We start from the raw sequence: 22,404 nt of genomic DNA on the forward strand, positions 1-22,404 counted from the left end.
TTAATGCGCTCAGTGTATAACTTGGAGCCGACTCCAAGTCAAGCAGAGGATTTTTAAACAAACTCAAGATTGACTTGGAGCTGACTCCAGGTTATACAATGAATAGACACAGTTCAAAATAATCGCGGAAGGTGATCCTATGAGCGAAGCTGGTGTGAACACCGGTGTTGATATGCTGCATGGTTATTCCATTAAACAAACCTCGGAGATTACGGGGATTACAGAGGATACGATACGGTATTATGAGAAGATTGGGTTGCTGCCCCGGGCGCAGCGTAAGGAAAACAGCCACCGTATCTACAGCGATCACGATATTGAGACCATGAAACTGATCACCTGCCTCAAAAAAACAGGGATGTCACTGGATGATATGCGCCCTTACCTGGACTTGTCACTGGATTCCAATTTGTCTGAATATCCGGAACTGCATGAGATGATATTAAACCATAAGCAAAAAATACTGGATCAGATCGCATCCTTACAACAAATTGTAGATCTGATTGACAGCAAAATAGACCAGAACTTTCTTGGGCCGCAGGAATGTGAGCTGACCGGAGATCGGAAGAAAATGCCTGTGCGCCGGACAATCCGATAATAGGCAGTAGGCTCCAGCCCATAGGTTGGGGCTTTTTTCATTGCCGGATCCGGACAGTCTGCTTAGAATGAAAGGAATTCGTAAGACTATGCATTTGGGAGGAGTTACAGATGACACAAATGATTTGCTCTCCGTCAAAATATATTCAGGGGAAAGGCGAGCTCTCGCAGCTTGGACGCTATTGCGCACAGCTCGGAGCGAAAGGAGCCTATGCGATCGTAGATCCCTATATCCTCTCTGTATATGGGCAAGAGGTTGCTGATAGCTTTGAGCGTGCGGCTCTCCCTGTGGTTCAGCATGAATTCCGGGGGGAGTGTTCGATGGAGCAAGTAGAACAACTTATTGGCGGACTTGATGCGGGCATTGGTGTGATTGTCGGTATCGGTGGCGGGAAAACTCTGGATACGGCAAAAGCGGTCAGCCACTTCGCGGAGTTGCCTGTGGTCCTCGTACCAACGGTGGCTTCCACCGACGCACCCTGCAGTGCCCTGTCCGTGCTATACACGGAGGATGGCCAATTGGACCGTTACCTGCACTTGCGGCGCAGTCCGGATGTGGTGGTTGCCGATGTGGATATCATCGCCAAGGCGCCGGCCAGACTGCTCGCTGCCGGAATGGGCGATGCCTTGTCAACCTATTATGAGGCTAGAGCCTGCCGCCGCTCGGGTGCGGTTACTGAGGCCGGAGGAACCGGCTCCATTGCCGCCTTCGCTCTGGCCGGTGCTTGCCGTGACACTCTGCTTGCCTATGGAGCCGAGGCGCTGCGGGATTGCCGGGAAGGTATCGGCTCAGATGCGGTTGGGCGCATTGTCGAAGCCAACATTTATCTCAGCGGCATTGGTTTTGAGAGTGGCGGATTAGCTGCAGCTCACGCCATCCATAATGGGCTTACGGTGCTGGAGGAATGCCGGCATGTGCTTCATGGGGAGAAGGTCGCGTTCACGACACTTGTGCAGCTGATGCTTGAGCAGGCACCGCAAGAGGAGATCGTAGAGGTAATCTCATTTTGCCGGATGGCTGGCCTGCCGTTCACCTTAAGTCAACTGGGGTTGTCCGGCACTCCGGAGGAGCGCCTTATGACCGCTGCTGAAGCGAGCTGTGCAGAAGACAATCCGATGGGGAATATGCCTTTTACTGTGACTCCACAGCAGGTGCTGGATGCTATTCTTGCCGCAGATCGGCGGGGACAGCAGGTCTTGGAGGGCGATTGTTAATAATTACGTAGCCGTCCTGTACATATTTATCCTTTGGGTTCCAAACAATGAGAACTATGGTTGTAGAACTCGAAGGAGGATTCCTTATGAATAAGGGCTATCGTTTGGTTAAACGTACCATGATGTGTCTTATTGCGTTAGTAGTTATACTAACCACACTGTGCATTGCTGTACCACCCGCTCAAGGGAAGGAGATTGCACAAGACCCTGGCGGAATGCAGAAACATCCTGGCGTACTGCTGGCGGAGCCCGTTCCGCCCAGTGGCGGCCGAAGCACACGTGTACAGCCAGCGGAGAACATTTCGGATCACAGCCGTGTAGCCATGATCATTGATGATTTTGGCAACGGGATGCGGGGGACGGATGAGATGTTCGCGTTGCCTGTGAAATTCACGGTGGCGGTCATGCCATTCCTCCCGACTTCGGAGAAGGATGCAAGGCGTGCACATGAGCAGGGCCTGGATGTGCTGGTGCATTTGCCCATGGAGCCGAATAAAGGCAGACCGGAATGGCTGGGGCCTGGAGCCGTCCTGACACGGATGAGCGATACAGAGGTACGCCAGCGGGTGGAGGCTGCACTGGATAATATTCCGTTCGCCATCGGGATCAACAATCACATGGGTTCCAAAGTGACCGGGGATGAGCGGGTCATGGGCATTATTCTGAGCGTATGCAAGGAGCGTGGCTTGTTCTTTGTCGATAGTCATACCAACTACCGCTCGATTGCCGGAAGGATGGCTAGGGAGATGGGACTTCCTCCGGTGGAGAATCACATTTTTCTGGATGATGTCCATACCTCAGGCCATGTGGTGAAGCAAATGCGGCTAGTGCAGGAAAGGGCGAAGAGTCAAACATATTGTGTGACGATCGGACATGTCGGCGTTCAGGGAAAAGAGACCGCCGCAGGCATCCGCAGCGGTATTGCAGAATTGAAAGACAGTGTTGAATTTGTAGGCATTTCGGATCTGGTCAAGGACCAGTGGAAATGGAATTCCAGACTCACACTTCCATAAGGTAGGCAGCGATGCCGCCCGCGATGGCTTCGGCAATTTCCTCCTGGCCTTTCGGGGTACACAGTTTGTCCCGGTCTGCTGCACTGCTAATGAATCCCGCCTCAACGATAACCGTTGTGGCGGTTATTTTGTTGAGCAGATAAAAGGGTTTGCCGGGTCTGGGTGATTCATTTACATCGTAGAGCTGGTTCAGCTGATCTTGAATAGACCTGGCGAGCAGGAAGCTGCGGCCCTCCTGGCGGTACAGCACCAATGGCCCATGTTTCGCCGGAGAAGGCGCCCAGTTGATATGAATGCTGACCACCAGGTTCGCAGGCAGGGTCTCGGCCAGCTCCTTGCGCTGTGCCAGATCACGCAAATGACGGGAGGAGCTGCGCAGCCAGCGGTTATCATCACTGGGAGCGTAATCCCCGGTCCGGTTCAGAATGACGTCAAAACCGTCACTGCGCAGCAGCAGAAACAGGCGGCGGGATATCGCCAGCGTAATATCTTTTTCCAGAATGCTGCCATGCGAGGTGCCGCCGTCAATGCCCCCATGTCCCGCATCAATCAGAATGATCCGCTGATCATGGCCGAGTATTTGTTGGCGTTCCGGCTTCCCGTCTGCTTTTGGAGATACAGGAAGCGGTTGTGCTCCCGCAGCCGTTCCTGACAATAACGAGAGCAGCAGTCCTGCAACTGCGAGTAGCAACCATAAAGGCCTTGTCAGTCTCAGGCAGGGGCTTGCTCTCAGCAGTATTTTCAAGTGATACGAGCTCCTCAAGTGAATAACCTCCTTGTCTGGGCGGGTCAATTGGATGGATTCTTTGTTAGATTGTGCCATAGCTGTCCAAGCTATACGGAACAAAGTGCAAAGGTTTAGCATAAGGGATTTTGGAGCAGACTAGAAAGATGATGCTTGAAGCAAGCGTAATGGGACTTCTGAATCAGGGAAACAGGAGGTGATCCGTATGGCTTCCGGGGGAGATGATCTGGTGAAGTACATCACGGAGAAGGTAGTCGTCTATATGGAAGACCCGAAGGCCAGCAGGGAACGGAGAAAGGCTGAAAAGCAGCCCTGGTCGGAAAAATGGTTCGGCATGCTCCCGCTAGGCTGGTCCATATGGCGCAGCAATTGGGCGCGAAACAGTAAGAAATAGAGTAGTACTGACTCGCTTCACTGTAACGCGTCAAGCCTAGAAGGTTCACCGTAGGCATACACGGTTCAGCCTTATACAACACATCTTAAGTAAAGAACCTTCCCATGCCTCTACTTCAGGCATCGGGAAGGTTCTTTGTGTGTACATATGGACATGTTAGCACTACCTCATTTAGGGCCAGAACCTGCTGATACTGCTCCAGAAGTGAAGCCTAGTGCGGCATTGCCAGAAGGAGGAAGCTTGTGCAAGGTACCGCTATGCTGAAGCGCCCCGAAGGGAAGATACCGTCTGCCTTCCGGTCCGGAAGCGGCGTACAGGATGCTGGTGCTAGCGCTAGCCGTGCCGATGCCGGAGTCAGCTGTCCGCCAGCTCTGAAAACCGGTAATCATAAAGGGAGCCCCCAATGCATCATTTCGGCCTCGGGATTGGAAGGCCAAACTGCCGCCTGAGGCTAGCGTCAGGGTGAGTTTGTCGGTGCTGAGATTAGCCAGTGGCGGTGCCGACAGCCAGATCAAATCGGCATAGGGATCATCCTGCCCCTCCGTCAGGTAGATGGGAAGGGGAGAAAAAGCTGTATCCAGGCTGGATAGGGTGCCGCTTCCGGCAGATTTGCCATGCAGAACATCATCCGCTTGGCTGGGACTCCAAGGCAGAACCTGTAATAGGGATGCATTAATATAGAATGTCTTGCTGTCGATCGTTAATTTCCATACGGGCAGCATTGGAGCATAGAGCGCGTCAAGTTCAACCTTTCCGGAAAAATGGGAGGGGATAAGTTCCTGCTGCACCAGAAACTGGCGCAGATCCTGCATGCTGTAGGGGAGGCCGTAGCTGCCGGCTCCATACTCACTAAGCACATAACCGCCTTGTTCTGCAGCGGTGATAATCAAATAGCCGATCCGTTGCTCTCCGTTCATCACATTAACCAGCCAGCTATGGGTTCCAGGACCGAGGGGGAAATACTCGGTGCTGGCATGTTTCCAGCCCGTGAAGGGAGGATTGGCCGACAGCTTGCTAATCGTTTGACTGGCGAAATCCTGCAAGGATTCCGGTGAGGCAACGGGTGTCATCTCAAGTAAAGGCAGATAGGCTTTGGAGACCGCTTGTGTGACGGTCACCCGGGTCCCTGTGGCTGACAGCTCCGCAGGGAATGCAGAGGCTGAGAACAGCATCAGACCCAGACACAGGCAGAGAAGGAGGCGTGCACGGTATCCGAGAGCGTCCTTCTGCCTAGTTTTTATCTTCATTTGGCGTTCACCTTTCTTAAAATATAAGGATTAATATGTTTCACGCTATAAATCATCCTTCTATTTCTCGCTGAATCGAATACCATCCATAAAAAGATGGCGAAGCCGTTTCCACTTGTCGGAAGTACTGATTGTATTGTAGAGGACAAGCTCTGAAAAGGCTGTTGCTTGCTGTCCGCGGCGGTGCAGGAATTCCGCTGTTTTTTTGCCTGCTTTTAGCGAGCCGGGTCGCATCTTATGTGCTCCGCAGATGGAACAAGCCGTAGGTGACGGCAGAAACTGCAATCTGCGGCTCATACTGCCAGGCTGTCTCCTTGCGGCGGCGGTTGTACTGCTCAAGGATCGCCAGCCGTTTCTCCTCATCCTGCTCCTTAAGCAGCTCCTCATAATAGATATCTACAATGCTCAGCTCCAGCCGCAGCCGTTCACGCGCTTCCTCGGCCCAGGTGTAGTCCAGCAGAGCCAGCTTGGAAGTAAGATAGCCCTCCAGCTTGTCGGCTCCGGCAGCAAGGCTCAGCCCGGAGGGCTCTATGTGAATATTTTCGGGCAAGCGCGGCGTCAATTCACGTGACCCCAGCTTCGCTTCGAAGTCCGGGACAATCAGGCCAGAGGTGAGCGAGACGCCGATGAAATGCAGCTCCTCCCGCTTCAGGTCACAGCTCATTTCCACTTTGTAGCAGACGGCGAGCCAAGGCTCATAGGCTGCCGAGAATAAGGTCATCCGCTGTCTGCTTCCCGGATCCTCGAAGAGCTGCAGGCATTTGCCTTCCTCCCGGGCGGCTGACCAGATCTGCCCCAGCCGCTTGCTGCCGTAGGTGACGTCCTCGCGTCTGATCATGCCGGGACCGATCCGGGGGAGTGGCGGAACGAACCCGAAGAAGCGGGCAAGGATGCTGTCCTGCGGATCAGCCGAGCCCTCCGGTGGTGCCGTCCCGGCTAGAGGCCCGCCGGTAGTGGTGCCGCCGGTGTCCGCCCCGGCTTCCATCCCGGCCGCGCCAGCTCCGGCCGGCAGTCCAGCCGCGGCTGTGCGGTCCCCCGCTCCGCGCGGCTGTCTGGAGGTCGGGGCCGCCTGAGCGGCTGCCGCCAAATGATCGTATTTCTCCGGATCGAAGACGAAGGTGAACGACAGCGTTTCCGGCGGGGTGCCCGTCCGCTCGACAAACCCCCAATAATAAGGCCGGTCTGTGAGCATCCGGTCCGCGCGCGGCGAGAGCTTCACCGTCACATGCAGTGGCGACACTTCGATAATCGAGCACTCTGTGGCCTCCAGATAATCCATGACTTGCTTTCGCACTTCCTGTGGCGTAAGTGTCATGCTCCAGCCTCGCTTTCGTCCCGTACTCCGTGTGTCAGCTCGCTCAGCGATTCGCCGATATGGTCCAGTCCGCTGCGCAGCTCCTCGTCGCTGCGGGCTTCGAGCATGATCTTGTACAGGCTTTTCTCCAAAGATTCCTTCTTCTCAAAACGTTCCAGAATAACATCCAGTCCGCCGATGACCATCTCAAACATATTGATCTTCTCATGCAGCAGATGAAGGATATGCTCCTCAATGGTGCCTTCCGTCGAAAGATTGTAGATCACCACATCATTCTCCTGTCCCAGCCGGTGTACACGGCCAATCCGCTGCTCCACCCGCATCGGATTCCAGGGCAGATCAAAATTGATCATATGGTGGCAGAATTGCAGGTTGATGCCTTCGCCTCCGGCTTCGGTGGCAATCATCACCTGGGCGCGGCCGCGGAAGAGATCCATCATCCAGTCTTTTTTGCCCCGGTTCATGCCGCCGGAGTAGGTTACGCACTGGAGACCGTGATCGCGGAAGTACTGGAGCAGGTACTCCTGAGTAGCCCGATATTCGGTGAAGACAATTACCTTTTCGTTCATCCCCCGGATCAGCTCCATGGTTTTCTCAGCTTTTGTGTTCGTCTTGACCGTCCGGAGGGTCTGGAGCAGCTCCATCATCCGCTCGCGTTTTGGCGAGTCGGCCGGAAGCTTTTTGATCAGGTTGACCAGGGTGATAAATACGGCATCACGGCTACTGCACACCTCGCGCTGAAGCGTGACCAGGGAGAGCATGCTGCTGAGATTGCCGCCCGCTTCCTGATACTGGTCTTTGACAAAGGCGGTAACCCCGTCATATAATACTTTCTCCTCCGGTGAGAGCGTGAGCGGAATATTGCGCACTTTGCGCTTTGTGAAGTTGACCGGACCTTCGCCGCGGCGGTTGCGGATCATGACCTTGGATAGCTCGCCCCGCAGCTGAACCTCATTCTTCGGCTGGCGCTTGTCTACCACGAAATTAGTGGCGAAGTCCCCCTGATTTCCGAGCTGACCCGGCTTCAGCAGCGTGATTAGATTGAACAGCTCACCCAGATCATTCTGAACCGGCGTGGCGGTGAGCAGGAGACAATATTTTTTGCGTAGCTGCTGGACGAACAGATAATTAGTTGATTTCTTGTTCTTGAGTTTATGGGCTTCGTCAATAATCAGCATGTCGTATTCATGATTCAGCAGTATTTCCTTATGCGGATCCCGCTTAGCGGTATCCATGGAGGCGACTACAATAGAGTTATCCCAGGAGTAGGCTTTCTTCTGGGCTACTGCAGAAATGCCGAATTTGGTGTTCAGCTCGCGTACCCATTGAAGCACCAGTGATGCAGGAACGAGAATGAGGACCCTTGTCACAAGCCCCCGTACCAGATATTCCTTCAGCACGAGTCCGGCTTCAATCGTCTTGCCAAGCCCTACCTCATCGGCGAGGATGGCGCGCCCGGACATTTGGAATAGTACCTTGTGAGCGGTATCGAGCTGGTGGGGGAGCGGGGAGAGTCCGGACAGATGCTTCATACACTGCAGCTCATCAAAGCTGGTTACGAGCCCGGATTTCTCACCTTGAATGGCCAACCGGGATAGTCTCCAATTGCCCCAAGGGCCGCCCTTCTCCAGACTTGACTCTAATTCATCCAGCCATTTTCGCTCGAATGACAGAGGTACAGGCAGCACGCTATCGTTGGTCGGGTCCTCTTCCGGTAATGGATTACGGAATAATTGCGTCATGTTGCAGCCTCCTCCGGCGCTTGGTTCATATCGGAATGTGTAGCAGTAGTATGCTCTTAAAAGAAAGGTTTCATAACCTGCTATTTTCGGTCCGATGTTGTAAAATAGCGAGCAAGAGGGAGTAAATGTGCCATCTTTTGCCGAAATTTCGCTGAGAGGCTCCTATTTTCGAAAAAGACCTTCCACACAATATGTGGTATAGTTTAAAAGCTGACTGACACAATATATTGTTACAAATGCTTGAAATTTTGATTACACCGGGCAATTTTCGGTTATTTTTTATTGACAAGAGGATCTTTCTGCGTCCAAGCCGGGTGCAGTCACAATCCGCCGAGTTCCGGTTGGAATATGAGGGTTATACCGCTCCGTGAGGCCGGCCGATCCTTATATTTCTTGAAATATAAGGATTTATATGTTTCACGCTATAAATCATCCTTATATTTCACGCTGAAACGGATTCTGTCCCTTAAAAGGACGGCGAAGCCGTTTCCACTTGGAGAGTTTTACATATCACAATATCCGGGAGGTTTTTCTATTGAGTACAGTGGAACGCAAACAGCGTCTTGAAGGTCTGAGCGAAAAAATATTTTTGGACCGTTATGCCTGGAAGGATGCAGACAACAACAATGCCAAGGTAGGCGATGTTGTGCTCGTGCTGACGAAAGACGATCCGAAGTTCCCTACCAAGGAAGTCGGGGAAATTGTTGAACGGAACGGCCGTACGGTAACTGTAAAAACGCGCAGTGGCGAGCTTGTACAGTCAGATGTGGAGAAGCTTACACTTAACATAGAAAAGACCCCGGAGGAAATGTGGGACCGGCTCGCATCCGCCATGGCTTCAGTAGAGAAAACCCCTGAGCTTCAGGAAGAATGGACAGGCAAATTCCGGTCTATTCTGGATGACTGGAAGCTTGTTCCGGGCGGACGCATTGCAGCAGGTGCCGGGGCAAGTGAAGAACTGACCCTGTTCAACTGTTATGTCGTTCCTTCGCCAAAAGACAGCCGTGGGGGCATTATGCAGACGCTGTCTGAAATGACTGAGATCATGGCCCGCGGCGGCGGCGTAGGCATTAACCTGTCCTCGCTTCGCCCGCGCCGCGCTATCGTAAGAGGTGTCAATGGTTCGTCCAGCGGATCCGTATCCTGGGGCGGATTGTTCAGCTACACCACTGGACTAATTGAACAAGGCGGAAGCCGACGCGGCGCGCTGATGCTGATGATCAATGACTGGCACCCCGATGTGGTTGATTTCATTACCGTGAAGCAGACGATGGGTCAGGTGACGAACGCCAACCTGTCGGTATGCGTGAGCAACGCTTTTATGAAGGCAGTGAAGGAAGATCTGGACTGGGAGCTGGTATTCCCGGATACGACAGATCCGGATTACGATACCATTTGGGACGGCGATCTGGATAAATGGAAGGCCGACGGCCGGGCCGTGATTCCTTACCGCACAGTCAAGGCGCGTGAGGTATGGCATACCATTATTGAATCGGCATGGAAATCGGCGGAGCCGGGTGTTGTATTCATGGAGTACTACAACCAGATGTCCAACAGCTGGTATTTCAACCCGATTATTTGCACCAATCCATGCGGCGAGCAGGGTCTTCCGGGCTGGGGCGTATGTAATCTGTCCGCCATCAACCTCTCCAAGTTCTATGACGCGGAGAATCATGATGTAGATTGGGCCGATCTGGCGACAACCACCCGCTATTCTGTACGTTTTCTGGACAATGTTATCGACAAGACTCCTTACCACTTCCCGGAAAATGAAGCGAACCAGAAGCTGGAACGCCGTGTAGGTCTGGGCACCATGGGTCTGGCCGAGCTGATGATCAAGCTGAACATCCGTTATGGCAGCCCGGAATCCCTGGAGTTCCTGGACAAGCTCTACGGTTTCATGGCACGCGAAGCTTACCTGGCCTCGTCCGGAATTGCCGGCGAGAAGGGTTCGTTCCAGGCCTTTGACACAGAGAAATATCTGCTCAGCGGATTCATGAAAAACATCACCGAAACCTACCCTGAAGTCGGCGAATCCATCCGCAAGCACGGCATGCGCAATGTTACTGTGATCACCCAGGCACCTACAGGCAGCACGGGTACCATGGTAGGCACATCGACCGGCATTGAGCCGTATTTCGCCTTCAAATATTTCCGTCAGAGCCGTCTCGGCTACGACGAGCAGTTCGTGCCGATTGCCCAGGAATGGCTGGAAGCCCATCCGGGGGAAGAGCTTCCTGACTACTTCGTAACTTCGATGGATCTGTCCGCGAAGGATCATATCCGCGCACAGGCGGCGATCCAGCGCTGGGTGGACAGCTCGATCTCCAAGACGGCGAACTGCCCGTCCGATTTCACCGTTGAGGAAACCGCAGAGTTGTACGAAATGGCCTTTGATCTGGGCTGTAAAGGCGTAACGATCTACCGTGACGGTAGCCGTGACGTACAGATTCTGGAAACGTCGAAGAAGGAAGACAAGAAGGAAACTCCGGCAGCGGAAGCCGCAGCTCCAGCCGCTGAACCTGCTGCACCGGCTGTAACAGCCAGCGCAGTTGTAGCGGCAGCTCCAGCACCGCAAGCCAGCACCACAGGCAGCGGAGACAAACAATACAAAAAACGCCCGCAGGTCCTGCGCGGCGCTACCTATAAGATCAACACGCCATTTGGTATGGCGTATATCACCATTAACGACCTGGATGGCATTCCGGCCGAAATCTTCCTGAATGTCGGCAAGGCCGGCTCCGACGTCTTCGCCATGGCCGAAGCGCTGGGCCGTGTCTGCTCGCTGTTCCTACGCTACGGCGACCATGGCGAGAAGGTTGAGCTGCTGATCAAGCATCTCAAAGGCATCGGCGGCTCCGGCGCCATCGGCTTCGGCGCGAACCGTGTCGAGTCCATCGCCGACGCAGTAGCCAAAGCCCTGGAAACCCATGTGCAGAACAACGCCCATGAAGACGATGTGCCTGCTCCAATCGCGGCTACTCTGGAGCTTGATTTCAATGAAACTTGGAATGCAGAATTGAACTCAAGCGTGCCAGCGGCAGCCTCCACAGATGACGGTCACGGCGGTCACGGTACACATAGCCACGCCACCGCCTCCCGCGACCTCTGCCCATCCTGCGGCAGCGCCTCGCTGATTAACATCGAAGGCTGCAAGACCTGCAGCAATTGCGGATATAGCCGGTGCGGGTAAGGATAGCTGTTAGGTAGATTTTCATAGATTAATTTTCATAATATATTTAATTTTTCCATATCAAGATCATTGTTATATTAACTTTTACACGGCAGCATAGCCTAATTGCTGCCGTTTTTTGTATACACTGATTACAATTTAAAGCGGCAGGTGCAGGGCGATCACTTATTTTAGTGCGGAGACTATAAATTCAATCGTTGTCCTTCCCTTAACGCGAAGCGGGGCTTTTCGGCATATATACTATTGAGTGTAATGGCACGCAGAGCCAGTAGAAGCAGCGACATGATCCATTGCTCTTAAAAGGTCATGTCCGAATTTAATATTTATGCTACTAAACATGCTCCAGTTCTTTTGAAACAAAAGATGAATCTAATATATACGGGTTGGACAGAGAATGGAATGGAGGATATAAGAAAATAATATCGGAAAATGTATAAAGAAAGGTCGTTAAAGCGGTAGACGTAAACCTTTAAAAGTTTGACACTATAAGAGATATCCTTTTTTAAGAAAGCTATATGAACATCTGCCTGTCATGACTTGGCGGGGCATAGATAAAAAGGAGGGTGTTTGATGGGTATTCGATTCCCTCATATTTCCTGGAACTCTATTCGTTTAAAACTGGTCGCGGGGTTAGTCCTAGTTACCGTTCCTCTTCTTACCTTGCTCATTTATAACAACTATTACAGCATTAATGTCGTACATAACCAAGTAGCTATCTCCAATAAAAACTTGATCTCTTTATATATGGGACAGATCGATACTCAGCTGGAGGCTGCGGAAAAAAATGTATTAGGCTTGGCGACATTGAATTTTGATATTCAGTCTATGGATAGTCCTAACTCTGAAGATGATTACCAGCTTGCGAAACATAATTTATCGCTTAATTTATTGAATAATATTCTTTTTTATAAATCAATTGACGCCTTTTTCATTTTTCAAAAGGATCGTCAAGACCTGCTAAGTGTTAGCCAGTCTTCCATTACCTATTCAGAAAAAGTAGAAGTAGATAACTCTCTTATTCAGCATTTAAATCAGCTTGCAGACTCTTCCAAGCCGACAAATCCTAAATGGTATGTTAAAGAAATCGGAAACACATTCTACATTCTTCGTACAATAAAATCGGGTAATCTTTACATTGGAGCTTGGGTAAAAGCGAAGACGCTCCTGGGTCCGATGAGCTTGATTGATCTTGGTACAAAAGGCAGTGCGTTACTCGTTACCGCTCAAGGGGAGCCTATGGTTAACACCACTTTGCTTCAAGATGAGCAGGTGGATCTTTCACAAGGATTCCAGCAGTATTATTTTACCGGAAGGAATAATAATATATTGGTTGTTGGTGAAGCATCCCAAAGAGGTGATTTTGCTCTGGCGGCTACCATTATGAACGAGCAGATTTTGCAGAATCTGCCGATGATGACTCAATTGATAAGATGGTTATCCTTCGCAGCCATTGCTTTATTGCCACTCAGTCTAATGTTTCTGCATCGGATATTGTTAGTCCCGCTTAAACGACTGATCAAAGCCATGAATAGAATCAACAAAGGTTTTGTTAATGTTCGAATAGGGAATAATAATACTTCAGATGAATTTCTTCTGGTAAATCAAACCTTTGATAGAATGATGTCGCAAATAGAAGAATTAAAAATAAACGTCTACGAAGAGCAATTGAGTAAACAAAAGGCTGAACTACAGCATCTCCAACTACAGATAAATCCTCATTTTTTTATGAATACATTAAATATATTGTTTAACCTGGCTCAGGTGAAGAATTATGAGTTGATTCAAGAAATGACTCTATGTTTAGTAGGATATTTTCGCTTTATGTTTCGCAGTAATCTGTCCTTTGTCTCCTTAAAGGAGGAGCTACAGCATGTGCGTAACTACATTCGGATTCAAGAAATGCGATTTCCTGATCAGTTGAAATGCAGAATTGAGTACCCGGACTTTTTGGAAGAGATTCAGATTCCGCCATTGTTGATTCAAACTTTTCTGGAAAATTCGATCAAGTACGGTATTACATTGGAAGAACCCTTGGATCTTTCTGTAACACTCGATTTAAAGGAAACAAGTTTAACCCCTTATGTAGAAATTATTATTAGAGATACAGGCAGGGGGTTTTCGGATCAAGTTTTGGCTGATATTAATTTGGGGAATCGGATTGTAGATGAGCAAGGTGAACATATCGGGATTTGGAATGTTAAGAAGAGGTTATCGTTTTTATACGGTGAGAATGCCTCCATATCATGTTATAATGGCTACCCGAACGGGGCTGTAATCGAAATCAAGCTTCCTTATCAGGAGGAGGCATATCCGGGAGATGGATCGGCGAATGTATCAAATATTGATCGTTGATGATGAAATCCATGCGGTAGAAGGAATTTACTCAGGCGTCGATTGGAACAAGCTGGGGATTACTGCTGTATTCAAAGCGTATACCGTAAGACAAGCCAAAGAAATATTCGTTCAAGAACATATTGACATCATGCTTTGCGATATTGAAATGCCGCAGGCAACTGGTCTGGAGTTGGCAGAATGGGTTAGAGAATGTTATCCATCAACGGAAACGATATTTTTAACTTGTCATGCGGATTTTAAATACGCTAAGCAGGCCCTTCAGTTAGGAGGTCTTGATTACATTCTGAAGCCGGTACCTTTTGCGGAGCTGGAAAAAGTACTTGAAAGGGCGATAGATAAGATTAATAAGGAATCAGAAATGGTTCAATACAGCCAATTCGGGCAATTCTGGTTTCAAAATCAACCGATGTTAATTGAACGTTTCTGGCAGGATATATTGAACCAAACGGTTCCTTCAAATCCGAAAGCCATTAGTCAAGCCGCGGCAGACAGGAATATTTCTTATTTTGAGGATATGGTTTTTATACCTGTTCTCTTGAGTATTCAGAGATGGTACAAACCGTTAAGTCTCCGGGATGAAAAAATACTGGAGTATGCCCTCAAAAATTTAGCGGAGGAGATCCTCCTTGAATCCCGCAAAGATCGAACGATTATTTCATTAGGCAACAGAAGAATACTGGTTATCATTCCAATTGATGAAAAGCAAGAGGATATATCCGAGTTGGAAGAATCAAGCCAACGTTATATTGAGGCATGTAGTCACTATTTCTATTGTGATATTTCCTGTTACATTGGGGAGAAAGTTCATGGGCATGGAATGTTAGAAACGGTGAGCAAGCTCAAAGAAATGGAAAGAAATAATGTTGCATACAGTAATAAGGTTCTTTTGCTATCAAAGCCTAAAGTACACTCCTTCGACTATAAGCCGGCTGACATAAGGTTATGGTCTGTTATGTTAGAGGAGGGAGCCTTTGATAAAGTATTAACAGAAGCGATGCAATATTTAAACGGGGTGGATAAGGACGTTTTAAATGCGGATTTTTTGAAACGATTCTATCAGAATTTCCAACAAATGATGCATTATATCCTCCAGACAAAAGGAATACAGGCACACCAACTTTTCAGCGATCTCAACTCCCAGGAGGTAAGTGAAAACGCAACCCGTTCCGTGACCCATTTGCAAGTATGGGTGAAGTATACTGTCATTAAAGCGAAGGAGTATATCCTTTCCCTTGAGCAGTCCCAAAGCGTGGTACAAAGAGTGATCCAATTTATCAATCTTCATATTTCAAAGGATCTCTCGCGAGAAGAAATTGCCAATCATGTGTATCTTAATCCGGATTATTTGACCCGTATATTTAAAAAAGAAACGGGAATGGCCATATCAGATTATTTATTACAAGAAAGGCTAAGAATTGCGCAAGAACTTCTTGTGAAGACTGATATGCCGATCAGTGCAGTAGCATCCCAAATTGGATATTCGAATTTTTCCCATTTCTCACGAACCTTCAAGAAGCATACTAATTTGAATCCTAATGAATATCGTCAGGTACATCAAAAAACACTGCATAGTTGAATCAAAATTTATGAATTATCTAATAATGAAACCAGTCAAGTTCAGCTTGACTGGTTTGTTTATATGTGGAATGTTAGTCGTCAAATGAATAATGGAAAGTCGTTCGAGGAGCGGATTCGAAACGTGGCCCAAAGTAAAATATAACTATCCACTACTTAACTCCTTTTTGTTAACGGTTTCATAAGTAGGGAATCTATGATTAATGGGGGAGAATTATGAAGAAAAGACTGAAGTTGTTGAGTGTGATGCTCGCCAGTTCCATGCTGCTATTGTCCGCTTGCGGTGGTAACAATAACAGCAGTAATAGTGGAAATGATAATAGTAAAGGAGCGACGGCGGATTCGAGTCAGTCTGCAGCACCTGCGGAAAAACCGACTGAATTAACGGTCGCGTTTCCGATTTTTGGTACACTACCAAAAGATATGTCTCTTATTGAGGATGCCGTTAACAAGATTGCTCAGGAGAAAATTAATGTTAGGGTGAAATTACTGCCCATTAGTTTTTCGAATTGGATGCAGCAGACGAATTTGATGTTTTCCAGCGGTGAAAAACTTGATCTGATGCCCACTATTTATAATTACAACTCAGCGATCGCACAAGGTCAATTAATTCCTATTGACGAACTTCTGAAAAAACATGGGCAAGGGATTACCGCAGCATTGGATCCGGCTTATCTAGAAGCATCAAAAGTGAAGGGCTCTATTTATGGCGTACCAACTCTGCATGAAATGGCCACTGTTAATGGTGTTTCAATGCGTAAGGATATTGTGGAAAAGTACCAAATTGATACCGGCAAATTTCAAACACTTGAAGATTTGGAAGATGTATTTAAAACAGTTAAAGCCGGCGAACCCAATATTGCTCCTTTAATCCCGTCGACTGTAGGCGCATCAATACTAAATAACTACAAAACATTTGACGATCTCAGTAATCAACTCGGCGTTCTGCCTAACTATGATAATGATTTAAAAGTGGTCAATCTTTATGAGACAAAAGAATATGCCGAGCAGCTTCAAATGCTCAGAAAGTGGTATAAAGAAGGTTTGATTCTTCAGGATGCCTCGACCAATCAAACGAACCCGTCCGATCTGATTAAATCAAATCAAGCCTTCGCATATTTACTTAGTGCGCACCCTGCAGCAGTACTTGCTGAAACTCCCGCTGGCGGTGTACCTATGAAAACCGTAGCATTCTCGCAACCCGCAGTATCCACGACGTCGCAAATAACGAATACGATGTGGGGGATCACTGTAAACTCAAAGGCTCCGGACAAAGCAATGGAGTTTCTTAACCTGATGTACTCCGATAAAGATATAGTGAACTTGCTGATTTGGGGAATTGAGGGGAAACATTATGTAGTCAAGTCCGGGAATATCATTGATTTTCCCGAAGGTGTGGATGCTCAGACTTCGGGATATTACATGAATATGGGATGGCTGTTCGGCAATCAATTTCTTTCCTACCTCTGGAATGGGACCGACCCCGACTTGTGGGAGAAAGTGAAACAGTTTAATGCGTCGGCGACCAAATCGAAAGCATTGGGTTTCACATTCGACCCTACGCCGGTTAAGACAGAGGTTGCTGCCATCGGAAATGTGATCACCCAATATGCCCTCCCTCTTGAAACGGGAAGCGTTGACCCGGATAAAATTCTGCCAAAGTTTATAGAAAACTTGAAAACAGCCGGGATCGACAAGGTCATCACGGAAAAGCAAAAACAACTCGATGAATGGGCAAAAGCAAAGCAATAACGAGGTATTTGTAATGGTAGAAACGGTCATGCGGCTGCATGACCGTTTCTACTTCCTGCCAGTGCTTTTAAACGGTTAGTTTACAAGGTTGAGATCGAAGGGAGTGCGTTTTGATCGATGAATAGCAGACTGGGTAATGCGAGGAAGAAAATATGGAAATACAGTCCCCTTTATTTAATGATGTTACCGGGGGTTGCATATCTGCTCATAAATAACTATCTGCCCATGTATGGTATCACCATTGCGTTTAAAGATATTAATTTTGCGAAGGGTATCTGGGGAAGCGACTGGAACGGTATGCAGAACTTTAAGTTTTTATTTTCATCATCTGATGCTTATCTCATTACTCGTAACACGATTCTGTACAATACAGCATTTATTGTGCTGGGTCTGATTGCTGGTGTTGGAACTGCTATTCTCTTGAATGAAATCAAGAATAAACTGGCAGTCAAGTTCTATCAAAGTGTTTTACTGCTTCCTTATTTGATTTCTATGGTTTTAGTAAGTTACCTGGTGTATTCGTTATTAAGCGTCAATGTGGGCCTAATGAATAAGACGATACTGCCGGCACTGGGGATAGACCCCGTCTCTTGGTACAATGAGCCCAAGTTTTGGCCATTTATCCTGGTCATTGTGAACTTATGGAAAGGCATTGGCTTCTCCTGTGTAGTTTATTTGGCCGCCATCATTGGTATTGATAAGGATTACTATGAAGCGGCTATGCTAGATGGGGCGAGTAAGTGGCAGCAAATACGAAAGATCACGGTCCCGTTAATAACTCCCATCATTATCATGATGACACTGCTTAGTATAGGACGCATCTTCTACTCAGACTTCGGATTGTTTTATCAAGTGCCAATGAACTCGGGGGCTCTATTCAGTACGACTAACGTCATTGATACGTACGTGTTCCGGGCACTCATGCAGCTTGGAGATATCGGGATGTCAGCAGCGGCAGGGTTGTATCAATCTGTTGTTGGCTTCATTCTTGTCATCCTTTCGAATTATGCGGTTCGAAAATTGAGCAAGGATAATGCTTTATTCTAGGAGGGAATCATTATGTATCGTGAAAATCGTTTGTGGCAATGGGGTTCTCATATCGTTTTGCTGTTGTTATCTCTTGCCTGCGTAGGTCCATTCTTACTTCTTTTCATTTCATCTATAACCGATGAGCAATCCATTATTCAGAACGGATACTCCTTCTTTCCGAAGGAGATAAGCTTTGCGGCTTATGAATATATATGGCAGCAATCCTCATTAATCTTTAATGCCTATGGAATCACTATTTTTGTCACCGTATTCGGAACTGCAGCCAGTTTGCTCATTACGTCAATGCTGGCTTATCCTCTTTCCCGCCGGGATTTACCTGGTGGCAATATCGTTGCTTTTCTTCTGTTCTTTACCTTGTTGTTTAACGGCGGACTGGCACCGACTTATATCATCTATACCCAGCTGTTTCATATTAAAAATACACTGGCAGCGCTTATTGTACCTGGGCTATTAATGAATGGATTTAGCGTGATGATGATGAGAGGCTTTTTCATGACGACCGTACCGTCCTCGGTTCTGGAATCGGCGAGTATAGACGGTGCCACAGAGTTTACAATTTACCGCAAAATCGTATTGCCGCTCTCCTTGCCCATTTTGGCGGTGGTCGGCCTGTTGCAGGGACTTATGTATTGGAATGACTGGTTCAATGGCCTGATCTACCTTACAAATCCCAAACTATACAGCTTGCAAACCGTGATGAACCAACTGATGAGCAACATTCAGTTTCTGGCCAACAATAGTAAAGTGAGTTCATTGGCAAGCGGGTCAATGCAAGAGTTGCCGAGCGAAGCGTTCCGTATGGCGATTGCCGTGATCAGCATCGCTCCAATCATGATTGCGTATCCTTTCTTTCAGAAGTATTTCGTAAAAGGTTTGGCCTTCGGTGCGGTCAAGGGTTGATTCATTTAACATGAAAATTGAGTTGAATCGTATGATCGGTACTTGGCAATTTCTCGCATCGAACCTCTGATCCCGAGAAATGCTTCGCTACCTCATTAATGATTTGCTGAGAAGACAGCGTTATCTAAAGATATTAAAGAGTATCGAAGCTTTCCCCTGTAGGGGTAGACATTCAGGCCTATTACAATAAGAACGGAGAGAAAAACATATCTGGAGGAGCCTTGCCTCAGCGCATAGTAATATGCTTCCGCAACCGTAATCCGGAACATGTGTTGCAATTCCAAGCTGAAGAGTTCCTGCAGAAAAGAAATAAAGCCTGTTCCCCTTCAAAATCATCCTTGAAAGTGAGTTGATTCGTATGATTGGTACTTGGCATTTTCTGCATCAAACCCCGGATACTACGATAAAGATGCAGTTCATCATTGATAAAAAAGAAGATATTACATTATCCGTTATCTTAGAGCCTTTTCCGTTTCCAGTGGAGATCCACACGGTGACAGTTGAAGGGAATCTATTGCAAGCCAGAGGGATCTCCCAGTTTGTCCCCGGCGAATCCTTCGAATTTGATTTGGCCTTTGAAGATCAGGAATTCCAGGGCAGAATCAAACTTCCATACCAGGAGGCCTTCTTCGTGAAGGGTATGAAAGGGACCGGTCCATCCCTTGAAGATTTGCTGATTTCAACGCTCTCTCCTTACCGAAAAAGTGATGTGAAGCCACGGAACGATCAAGAGATCCGTGAAGCAGTAGAAATCCTGCTTAACAAGATGTCCATTACCGATAAAATCGGTCAGATGAGCCAGTGTATGTCTACGAACCTCTCCCTAGGATCAGATATCGAGTCTGAAACGCCAGAAAAACTGATAATGGAAGGCCGGGTAGGCTCAATACTCTCTGCCGTAAACAGTAACCGCGTGTTCGAATTGCAGAAAATCGCGGTCGAACGATCCCCCCACGGTATCCCATTATTATTTAACTTTGACGTGATCCACGGCTTTCAGACGATTTTTCCGGTTCCGCTTGCCTGGTCCTGCAGCTGGGATATGGCAGCAATCAGAGAAGCTAACGCGATTGCCTCGAAAGAAGCCAGTGCTACCGGTATAACGTATAATCACGGACCCATGGTTGATATAACCAGAGACCCGAGATGGGGCCGTGTCGTGGAAGGTGCTGGCGAAGATCCCTATCTGGGCAGCCTAATCGCCAAAGCTCAAGTCGAAGGATTCCAGGGGGAGAGCCTGTTTGATCCGGAGACGATCATTGCTTGTTTGAAGCATTTCGTGGCATACGGGGCTGCAGAAGCAGGCCGGGATTACAATACAGTGGATATTTCGGAAGGTACGCTCCGCAATGTATTCTTACCGCCATTCCAGGCGGGGATTGAAGCCGGCGCAGGATCGGTTATGAATTCCTTTAATACGTACCAAGGCGTGCCGGTGGCAGGCAACCGGTACATTCTTAACGAATTGCTTCGAAAAGAGCTGGGCTTTGACGGGATATTGATCTCGGATTATGGTGCGATAGATGAAATTGTCGCTCATGGAAATGCAAAAGACAGCAAGGAAGCAGCTCAAAAGGCGCTTGAGGCAACCATGGATATAGAAATGGTGACCCGTTCATATGACCATCTGCATGAATTAATAGAACGGGGCTTCGTTGTGGAGGAACAATTAAATGAAGCTGTACGGCGCATATTGACCTTTAAGTACAAGATCGGCATTATGGATGATCCGTTTCGCTATGTTCGTCCGGAGAAAGAGAAGGAATACCACTTCCATCCGATGCATTTGGAGGCAAGCCGAAAGTTAGCTCAGAAGTCTATTGTCCTGTTGAAGAATAACGGCGCTCTCCCGCTTGCAGACAAGAAACAAAAGCTGGCGGTCATTGGTCCATTCGGTGATAGCAAGGATATGCTCGGCCCCTGGCAGTGGTCCCGGTATTCGAAGGAGACGGTTACGCTGAGAGAGGGTCTGGAGGCGAAAGGATTTCCGAAGACACATCTGCTGATGGAAGCGGGATGTAAGGTTGAAGAAGCAGTGGATGGGGGAATCGAACGGGCTGTTGCAGCGGCGGAACAAGCGGATATCGTCATTCTGGCACTTGGAGAGAGCAGCGAAATGTCTGGTGAGGCGGCGTCCCGCATGGATATAACGCTGCCGCAGGTGCAGCAGGAGCTAGCGGAAGCCATTGTTCGTGTAGGCAAGCCGACTGTACTGGTCCTGACCAATGGAAGACCCCTGGTATTAGATTGGTTCGAGCGTCATGTGGATGCCATTGTAGAGACCTGGTTTCTGGGATCACAAGCCGGGCATGCCATAGCCGATGTGCTCTTAGGCCACTATAATCCAACCGGCAAACTGACAATGAGTTTTCCCGCCCATATCGGACAAGTACCGGTATACTATAGCCACTATAAAACAGGGAGACCCGTAACGGAAAACAATAAAGGGGAAAAGTTCTTTTCCAGATACATCGATGGCTCCAATGACCCGCTATACCCGTTCGGTTACGGCCTAAGCTATACATCTTTTGAGATTTCGGACATACGGTTATCACAAACGCAGATGACGGATTCAGAAACGATAGTCGCTAGCGTCACGGTCAGCAATACAGGACAGGTACCGGGAGAAGAAACCGTTCAGATGTACATTCAGGATCTTTATGGCAGTGTGGTCCGTCCTGTAAAAGAGCTAAAAGGATTCAATAAAGTGCAGTTAGCAGCAAGTGAAGCGAAGGAAATCTGTTTCAGTATTACTGCAGCGGATTTGGTGTACTGGAATCCGGAGCTGAAGTATGGAGCTGAACCGGGGGATTTCAAGGTATATATCGGATCGAGTTCCCGTGATGTGAAAGAGACATCTTTCGAACTTGTGCTATAAACCACCACAATACCGTGGGATAGATTCGCCTGAGAGACTTAGGAGTGAAGACATATTCCCAGAGGCTAAGTACGAAAAGGGTGAATACAGACTGCGGTAAATTTAGGTTAAGAGAGGTTGCGGCCTCTCTTTTTTTAGTGTTGGCGTGCCCAGAGGCACGCATTATCTAGTTGGTGAAAGTCCAACCCAAGGAGGGACCAAGCCGCCTTTGTAGCTAGGATGCTTGCACATGGCGAAATCTGTGTGTAAAAGCGCATCGACAAAAGTACCGGTCGGAGATCGGGCGAGCAACAATCCAGGCCGCAACATGAAGTGAATCCTGCCGCGTCGTCAAAAAGGCCCTGCGAAGGGGAAAAGAGGGAGCCGAGTCTCGCGACTATAGACGAAGGCCAAGGAAACTGTATAGAACTTGGAACAACAGTGAAGAACCCTCCGG

Annotated in this window: 16 protein-coding genes; 11 read left to right on the top strand and 5 right to left on the bottom strand. The window is 48.4% G+C overall.

Going from position 1 to position 22,404, the window contains the following annotated elements; all coding sequences use genetic code 11:
* The first annotated feature begins 139 nt into the window (after nt 1–139).
* The 3 genes from A3844_RS27760 to A3844_RS27770 all read left to right on the top strand — a co-directional run bounded on the left by A3844_RS27760 (nt 140) and on the right by A3844_RS27770 (nt 2,822).
* Nucleotides 140–595, top strand: coding sequence for a MerR family transcriptional regulator (locus A3844_RS27760; RefSeq protein ID WP_244169871.1), 456 nt, complete (start codon nt 140–142; stop codon nt 593–595).
* Nucleotides 596–705: 110 nt separating this feature from the next.
* A complete protein-coding gene (locus A3844_RS27765) occupies nt 706–1,809 on the top strand; it encodes a glycerol dehydrogenase (RefSeq protein WP_074109134.1) in 1,104 nt (367 codons plus the stop codon).
* A gap of 86 nt (nt 1,810–1,895) precedes the next feature.
* Entirely contained in the window at nt 1,896–2,822 is a 927-nt protein-coding gene (locus tag A3844_RS27770) for a divergent polysaccharide deacetylase family protein (protein WP_244169872.1), read from the top strand.
* Here the strand turns inward: A3844_RS27770 and A3844_RS27775 are convergent.
* The gene (locus A3844_RS27775; RefSeq protein WP_074085116.1) at nt 2,809–3,567 is read right to left on the bottom strand and encodes an N-acetylmuramoyl-L-alanine amidase; all 759 of its coding nucleotides are present in this window, start codon (nt 3,565–3,567) and stop codon (nt 2,809–2,811) included. The two genes, A3844_RS27770 and A3844_RS27775, sit on opposite strands and share 14 nt — an antisense overlap.
* Nucleotides 3,568–3,772: 205 nt before the next feature.
* On the opposite strand from A3844_RS27775, the gene A3844_RS27780 reads away from it, so the two are divergent.
* A complete protein-coding gene (locus A3844_RS27780; protein ID WP_074102925.1) occupies nt 3,773–3,961 on the top strand; it encodes a YqzE family protein in 189 nt (62 codons plus the stop codon).
* Nucleotides 3,962–4,128: 167 nt separating this feature from the next.
* On the opposite strand, the gene A3844_RS33625 is transcribed toward A3844_RS27780, so the two are convergent.
* The 4 genes from A3844_RS33625 to A3844_RS27795 are packed head-to-tail and all read right to left on the bottom strand — an operon-like array spanning nt 4,129 to nt 8,265.
* Nucleotides 4,129–5,208: a hypothetical protein gene (locus tag A3844_RS33625; protein WP_074109135.1), complete on the bottom strand. Its 1,080-nt coding sequence runs from the start codon at nt 5,206–5,208 to the stop codon at nt 4,129–4,131.
* A 60-nt stretch (nt 5,209–5,268) separates the two neighbouring features.
* Nucleotides 5,269–5,442, bottom strand: coding sequence for a hypothetical protein (locus tag A3844_RS32515; RefSeq protein WP_167374754.1), 174 nt, complete (start codon nt 5,440–5,442; stop codon nt 5,269–5,271).
* A gap of 1 nt (nt 5,443) precedes the next feature.
* Nucleotides 5,444–6,523: a YqhG family protein gene (locus A3844_RS27790; protein WP_074085119.1), complete on the bottom strand. Its 1,080-nt coding sequence runs from the start codon at nt 6,521–6,523 to the stop codon at nt 5,444–5,446.
* Entirely contained in the window at nt 6,520–8,265 is a 1,746-nt protein-coding gene (locus A3844_RS27795; RefSeq protein WP_074085120.1) for a DEAD/DEAH box helicase, read from the bottom strand. The genes A3844_RS27790 and A3844_RS27795 overlap by 4 nt, the downstream gene beginning before the upstream one ends.
* Before the next feature lie 535 nt (nt 8,266–8,800).
* Between A3844_RS27795 and A3844_RS27800 the strand changes: the two genes are divergently transcribed.
* From A3844_RS27800 to A3844_RS27830, 7 genes are all read left to right on the top strand, one after another.
* Nucleotides 8,801–11,458 carry an adenosylcobalamin-dependent ribonucleoside-diphosphate reductase gene (locus tag A3844_RS27800; RefSeq protein WP_074109136.1) on the top strand — a complete coding sequence of 886 codons (2,658 nt, stop codon included), beginning with the start codon at nt 8,801–8,803 and terminating at the stop codon, nt 11,456–11,458.
* A gap of 570 nt (nt 11,459–12,028) precedes the next feature.
* Nucleotides 12,029–13,810: a sensor histidine kinase gene (locus tag A3844_RS27805; protein WP_074109137.1), complete on the top strand. Its 1,782-nt coding sequence runs from the start codon at nt 12,029–12,031 to the stop codon at nt 13,808–13,810.
* On the top strand, nt 13,776–15,389 hold the full coding sequence (locus tag A3844_RS27810) for a helix-turn-helix domain-containing protein (RefSeq protein ID WP_244169873.1): 1,614 nt from the start codon (nt 13,776–13,778) through the stop codon (nt 15,387–15,389). The genes A3844_RS27805 and A3844_RS27810 overlap by 35 nt, the downstream gene beginning before the upstream one ends.
* 215 nt (nt 15,390–15,604) lie before the next feature.
* Complete coding sequence (locus A3844_RS27815; protein ID WP_074109138.1) at nt 15,605–17,140, top strand: ABC transporter substrate-binding protein; 1,536 nt, start codon at nt 15,605–15,607, stop codon at nt 17,138–17,140.
* Nucleotides 17,141–17,257: 117 nt separating this feature from the next.
* Nucleotides 17,258–18,187: an ABC transporter permease gene (locus tag A3844_RS27820; protein ID WP_074109139.1), complete on the top strand. Its 930-nt coding sequence runs from the start codon at nt 17,258–17,260 to the stop codon at nt 18,185–18,187.
* 12 nt (nt 18,188–18,199) lie between these two features.
* The gene (locus tag A3844_RS27825) at nt 18,200–19,090 is read left to right on the top strand and encodes a carbohydrate ABC transporter permease (RefSeq protein WP_074109140.1); all 891 of its coding nucleotides are present in this window, start codon (nt 18,200–18,202) and stop codon (nt 19,088–19,090) included.
* A gap of 358 nt (nt 19,091–19,448) precedes the next feature.
* A complete protein-coding gene (locus A3844_RS27830) occupies nt 19,449–21,968 on the top strand; it encodes a glycoside hydrolase family 3 N-terminal domain-containing protein (RefSeq protein WP_083607057.1) in 2,520 nt (839 codons plus the stop codon).
* The last annotated feature ends 436 nt before the right edge of the window (nt 21,969–22,404 follow it).

The organism is Paenibacillus helianthi (assembly GCF_001909055.1).
Taxonomy (GTDB): domain Bacteria; phylum Bacillota; class Bacilli; order Paenibacillales; family Paenibacillaceae; genus Paenibacillus_AQ; species Paenibacillus_AQ helianthi.

What these genes read in the sequence shown, in the direction of transcription:
- A3844_RS27760 (WP_244169871.1), top strand. Translation starts at nt 140, where the DNA reads ATGAGCGAAGCTGGTGTGAACACCGGTGTTGATATGCTGCATGGTTAT.
- A3844_RS27765 (WP_074109134.1), top strand. Translation starts at nt 706, where the DNA reads ATGACACAAATGATTTGCTCTCCGTCAAAATATATTCAGGGGAAAGGC.
- A3844_RS27770 (WP_244169872.1), top strand. Translation starts at nt 1,896, where the DNA reads ATGAATAAGGGCTATCGTTTGGTTAAACGTACCATGATGTGTCTTATT.
- A3844_RS27780 (WP_074102925.1), top strand. Translation starts at nt 3,773, where the DNA reads ATGGCTTCCGGGGGAGATGATCTGGTGAAGTACATCACGGAGAAGGTA.
- A3844_RS33625 (WP_074109135.1), bottom strand. Translation starts at nt 5,208, where the DNA reads ATGAAGATAAAAACTAGGCAGAAGGACGCTCTCGGATACCGTGCACGC.
- A3844_RS32515 (WP_167374754.1), bottom strand. Translation starts at nt 5,442, where the DNA reads ATGCGACCCGGCTCGCTAAAAGCAGGCAAAAAAACAGCGGAATTCCTG.
- A3844_RS27790 (WP_074085119.1), bottom strand. Translation starts at nt 6,523, where the DNA reads ATGACACTTACGCCACAGGAAGTGCGAAAGCAAGTCATGGATTATCTG.
- A3844_RS27795 (WP_074085120.1), bottom strand. Translation starts at nt 8,265, where the DNA reads ATGACGCAATTATTCCGTAATCCATTACCGGAAGAGGACCCGACCAAC.
- A3844_RS27805 (WP_074109137.1), top strand. Translation starts at nt 12,029, where the DNA reads ATGGGTATTCGATTCCCTCATATTTCCTGGAACTCTATTCGTTTAAAA.
- A3844_RS27810 (WP_244169873.1), top strand. Translation starts at nt 13,776, where the DNA reads ATGGATCGGCGAATGTATCAAATATTGATCGTTGATGATGAAATCCAT.
- A3844_RS27815 (WP_074109138.1), top strand. Translation starts at nt 15,605, where the DNA reads ATGAAGAAAAGACTGAAGTTGTTGAGTGTGATGCTCGCCAGTTCCATG.
- A3844_RS27820 (WP_074109139.1), top strand. Translation starts at nt 17,258, where the DNA reads ATGAATAGCAGACTGGGTAATGCGAGGAAGAAAATATGGAAATACAGT.
- A3844_RS27825 (WP_074109140.1), top strand. Translation starts at nt 18,200, where the DNA reads ATGTATCGTGAAAATCGTTTGTGGCAATGGGGTTCTCATATCGTTTTG.
- A3844_RS27830 (WP_083607057.1), top strand. Translation starts at nt 19,449, where the DNA reads ATGATTGGTACTTGGCATTTTCTGCATCAAACCCCGGATACTACGATA.